The sequence below is a fragment of the Streptomyces sp. NPDC058964 genome (assembly GCF_042741275.1).
Lineage (GTDB): Bacteria > Actinomycetota > Actinomycetes > Streptomycetales > Streptomycetaceae > Streptomyces.
Genome location: NZ_JBHYKH010000431.1, coordinates 1 through 3394, shown reverse-complemented (window position 1 = coordinate 3394; position 3394 = coordinate 1). Strand labels below are relative to the sequence as shown.

At 73.7% G+C, this 3394-nt stretch carries 4 protein-coding genes; 3 read left to right on the top strand and 1 reads right to left on the bottom strand.

All coding sequences use genetic code 11. The annotated features are described in order from the left end of the window. The first annotated feature begins 374 nt into the window (after positions 1 to 374). The 3 genes from ACFW2E_RS35810 (at position 375) to ACFW2E_RS35800 (ending at position 2602) form a co-directional block, all read left to right on the top strand. Entirely contained in the window at positions 375 to 1028 is a 654-nt protein-coding gene (locus tag ACFW2E_RS35810) for a TetR/AcrR family transcriptional regulator (protein ID WP_384472851.1), read from the top strand. A 10-nt stretch (positions 1029 to 1038) separates the two neighbouring features. Next, positions 1039 to 1353 carry a hypothetical protein gene (locus tag ACFW2E_RS35805; RefSeq protein WP_384472848.1) on the top strand — a complete coding sequence of 105 codons (315 nt, stop codon included), beginning with the start codon at positions 1039 to 1041 and terminating at the stop codon, positions 1351 to 1353. Positions 1354 to 1465: 112 nt separating this feature from the next. After that, positions 1466 to 2602 (top strand): NlpC/P60 family protein, encoded by a 1137-nt coding sequence (locus ACFW2E_RS35800; protein WP_384472845.1) that lies wholly within the window; start codon positions 1466 to 1468, stop codon positions 2600 to 2602. On the opposite strand, the gene ACFW2E_RS35795 is transcribed toward ACFW2E_RS35800, so the two are convergent. Next, positions 2563 to 3394 (bottom strand): styrene monooxygenase/indole monooxygenase family protein (locus tag ACFW2E_RS35795; RefSeq protein WP_384472842.1); only part of this gene is annotated, 832 nt, incomplete at its 5' end. The two genes, ACFW2E_RS35800 and ACFW2E_RS35795, sit on opposite strands and share 40 nt — an antisense overlap.

The following is a 3394-nucleotide window of genomic DNA, read 5'->3' as shown; positions in this document are numbered from 1 at the left end:
GCGGGCGCGTGCGGGGGCGTCCCCCCCGACGGCAGCGGCTGCTCTCCGGGCGGCCGGACCAAGGCGGGCTCCACGGCCGACGGCGGTGCCGGCCCTTCCGGCTGCGGACCCGAGGTGAGTCCGTCCGCCGACGGTCGTGGCCCTGTGGGCTGCCGGCCCGAGGCAGGCAGGCTCCACAACCGGCGGCGGTGGCTCCTGGGGCCGCCTTCCCGACGCCACCCCCGGCCGTCCGACCATCAGACCCCCCGTAGGGCGCGACGGCCACGCGGTGGCGGGCCTACCGGCGGCCGGCCCGAGGAGCCCGCGGTGGTGGCACCCGGACCGGCGTGGGTGTGCCGCGGTCAGCCGGGCCGGGAGCGATTACGCTGCCCGTCATGACCCCGCAGGCTCCCACCCCCGCCTATCGCCGGCTCAGTGTCGAGGAGCGCCGCAGTCAGCTGCTCGAGGCCGCGCTGTCCCTCTTCGCGCACCGTGCGCCCGAGGACGTCTCCCTGGACGACGTGGCGGAGGCGGCCGGAGTCTCGCGCCCGCTGGTCTACCGGTACTTCCCGGGCGGCAAGCAGCAGCTGTACGAGGCCGCGCTCAGGTCGGCCGCCGAAGAGCTCCAGCAGTGCTTCGACGAGCCCCGCCGGGGCCCCCTCGTCCCCCGCCTCGCCCGCGCCCTCGACCGCTACCTCGCCTTCGTCGACGAGCACGGCGCCGGCTTCAGCGCCCTGCTCCAGGGCGGCAGCGTCGTCGAGACCTCCCGGACCACGGCCATCGTGGACGGCGTGCGCAGGGCCGCCGCCGAGCACATCCTCAGCCATCTCGGCGTCACGGAACCGGGCCCGCGGCTGCGCATGACCGTCCGGATGTGGATCACGGCCGTCGAGGCGGCCTCCCTGATCTGGCTCGACGAGGACAAGCAGCCCCCCACCGGCGAACTCCGCGACTGGCTGGTCGAGCAGTTCGTGGCCGCCCTGACGGTCACCGCGGCCCGCGACCCGCAGACCGCCGCGCTCGTCGCGGGCCTGTCGGCGGGTGACTGAGACTGGTGCCGTGAAGAAACAGGACACCCCCTTCGAGGGCGGGCCCATGGACGGCCGCGTGCTCCCCGTGCTGGTGGGCCCCACCGGCCACCCGCCCAAGACGTACCGCATCCCGGTGCCGGACGCGCACGGCGGCCCGCCCACCGTCCTGGTCTACCGCCGTGTGCCCCGGGCGCACGGCCGGCGGCTCGGGCTGGTGCAGGGATGGAAGTACGAGTACGACCCGGAGGGCAGGAAGGGCGGCCGGCTCAGGTGGCCCTGGTCCAAGCCCGGCACCGGGCCGGGTGCCGCGTCGTCCGGCAAGCCGGATGGCGCGGACGAGTGACTCGGTTGCGCCGAACCGCGCACACTCCGCGCGCGGCCCGCACCTGCATGTCCGATTCTCGCGGTGCGATGAGAGGCGGAAGCCCCGCCCTCGTCGTATCGGAGGTGATGACGTGTCAGGAAGGCCACTGCACCTGGCCTGTACGGCCGCGCTGGCGGCCCAGGCCGTCCTCGCGCCCGTCCCCGCGGCAGCCGCTCCTGAACCGCGGCGCCCGGTGGCCCAGCTGCTGACGGACCTTCAGCGGCTGTACCGGCAGGCCGAACAGGCCACCGAGACCTACAACGCCACCGAGGAGAAGCTGAAGAAGCAGCGTGTCCGGGTGGAACACCTGGACGGGGAACTCGCCCGCGCCCGGATCTCCCTGCAGGAGAGCCGGGGCGCCGCCGGACGGCTGGCCCGGCAGCAGTACCAGGGCAGCACCGCCCTCTCCCCGTACGTACGCCTGCTGCTCGCCCGCGATCCGCAGCACGCGCTCGACGAGGGCCATCTCATCGGACAGCTGGCGCGGCAGCGGGCCGAGACGGTGGGCCGGCTCATGAGCAGCGAGAAGGAGAAGGACGAGCTGGCGCGGGAGGCCCGCAAGGCCCTCGACGGGCAGCTCGCCCTCGCCGAGCAGCAGAAGCGACAGCGCGACGACGTACGAGCGCGGCTCGGCGAGGTCCAGGAACTGCTCGCCTCGCTCAGCAGCAACCAGCTCGAGGCGCTCGCCGGGTTCGAGAAGGACGGGATCGCGGGCGCGCAGCAGAAGTTCATGGCTTCGGGTGCGCTCAGCAGCGACCGGACCCCCTCGAACGAGGGCGACAAGGCCGTGCGCTACGCCGTGGACCAGCTCGGGAAGCCGTACCAGTGGGGTGCGACGGGCCCGGCGGCGTACGACTGCTCCGGGCTGACCTCCCAGGCCTGGCAGCACGCCGGCACGCCCATCCCCCGGACCAGCCAGGAGCAGTGGGCGCAGCTGAGGCACGTTCCGCTGCGTGAGCTGCGGCCCGGTGACCTCGTCGTGTACTTCCCCCAGGCCACGCACGTCGCCCTCTACCTCGGCGACGGAAAGGTCGTCCAGGCACCGCGGCCCGGCGCCGAGGTCAAGGTGTCACCCATCGCGGCCAACCCGGTGCTCGGAGCCGTACGCCCCGATCCCGGCGGGGAGCCCCTGCGGCGGTACGTGCCGCCGAAGCTCCCGCGCGGCGCCCTGAACGGGTCCGACCAGGGCTACGCCCCGGCCGCCGCACCCGCCACGGAGGCGAGGTAGGCCCCGGTCTTCTCCGGGTCGTAGAAGAAGTTCTCGAAGTCGGCCGGGTCGTCGAAGGCGTTGGCGAAGCGGTCGGCGACCGGCTGGAGCTGGCCCGCCGCGCCGATCAGGTTCAGGATGTGCTCCGGCGGCGGGGCGAGCATGGCGTTCGTCCACTTGGTCACGTGCTGGGCCACGTTCCAGTAGCGGTCGAAGGTCGCCTGCATCCAGGCCTCATCGAACTCCCGGTCACCGTGTTCGAGGATGGAGGCGAGGTAGGAGGCCGCGCACTTGGACGCCGAGTTGGAACCCTGGCCGGTGATCGGGTCGTTGGCGACGACCACGTCGGCGACGCCGAGGACCGCGCCGCCGCCGGGCAGGCGGCCGATCGGGTTGCGCACGGTCGGGGCGTAGCGGCCGGCGAGGGTGCCGCCGGCGTCGGTCAGTTCGACCTTGGTGGCCCGCGCGTACTCCCACGGGAGGAACTTCTCCATGAGTTCCAGGGTCAGGGAGAGGTGCTCCGAGGGGTCCTTGACGTCCTTGAAGGCGTCCAGCGGGCCGCCGGGTATGCCCTCCCAGAAAAGGATGTCGGCGCGGCCCGAGGTGGTGAAGGTCGGCATGATGAACATCTCGCCGACGCCCGGGACCAGGTTGCAGCGGACGGCCTCCGTCTCCGGGTGCTCGGGGCGCGGGCCCATCCCGTGGACGTAGGCGACGGCGAGGGCGCGCTGGGGCTCGCTGTACGGGGAGCGGGAGGCGTCGCGGCCGCCCAACAGGTCGCGGTGGCCCAGGGACCCCCCCACGCAGTGTCTG

What these genes read in the sequence shown, in the direction of transcription:
- ACFW2E_RS35810 (WP_384472851.1), top strand. Translation starts at nt 375, where the DNA reads ATGACCCCGCAGGCTCCCACCCCCGCCTATCGCCGGCTCAGTGTCGAG.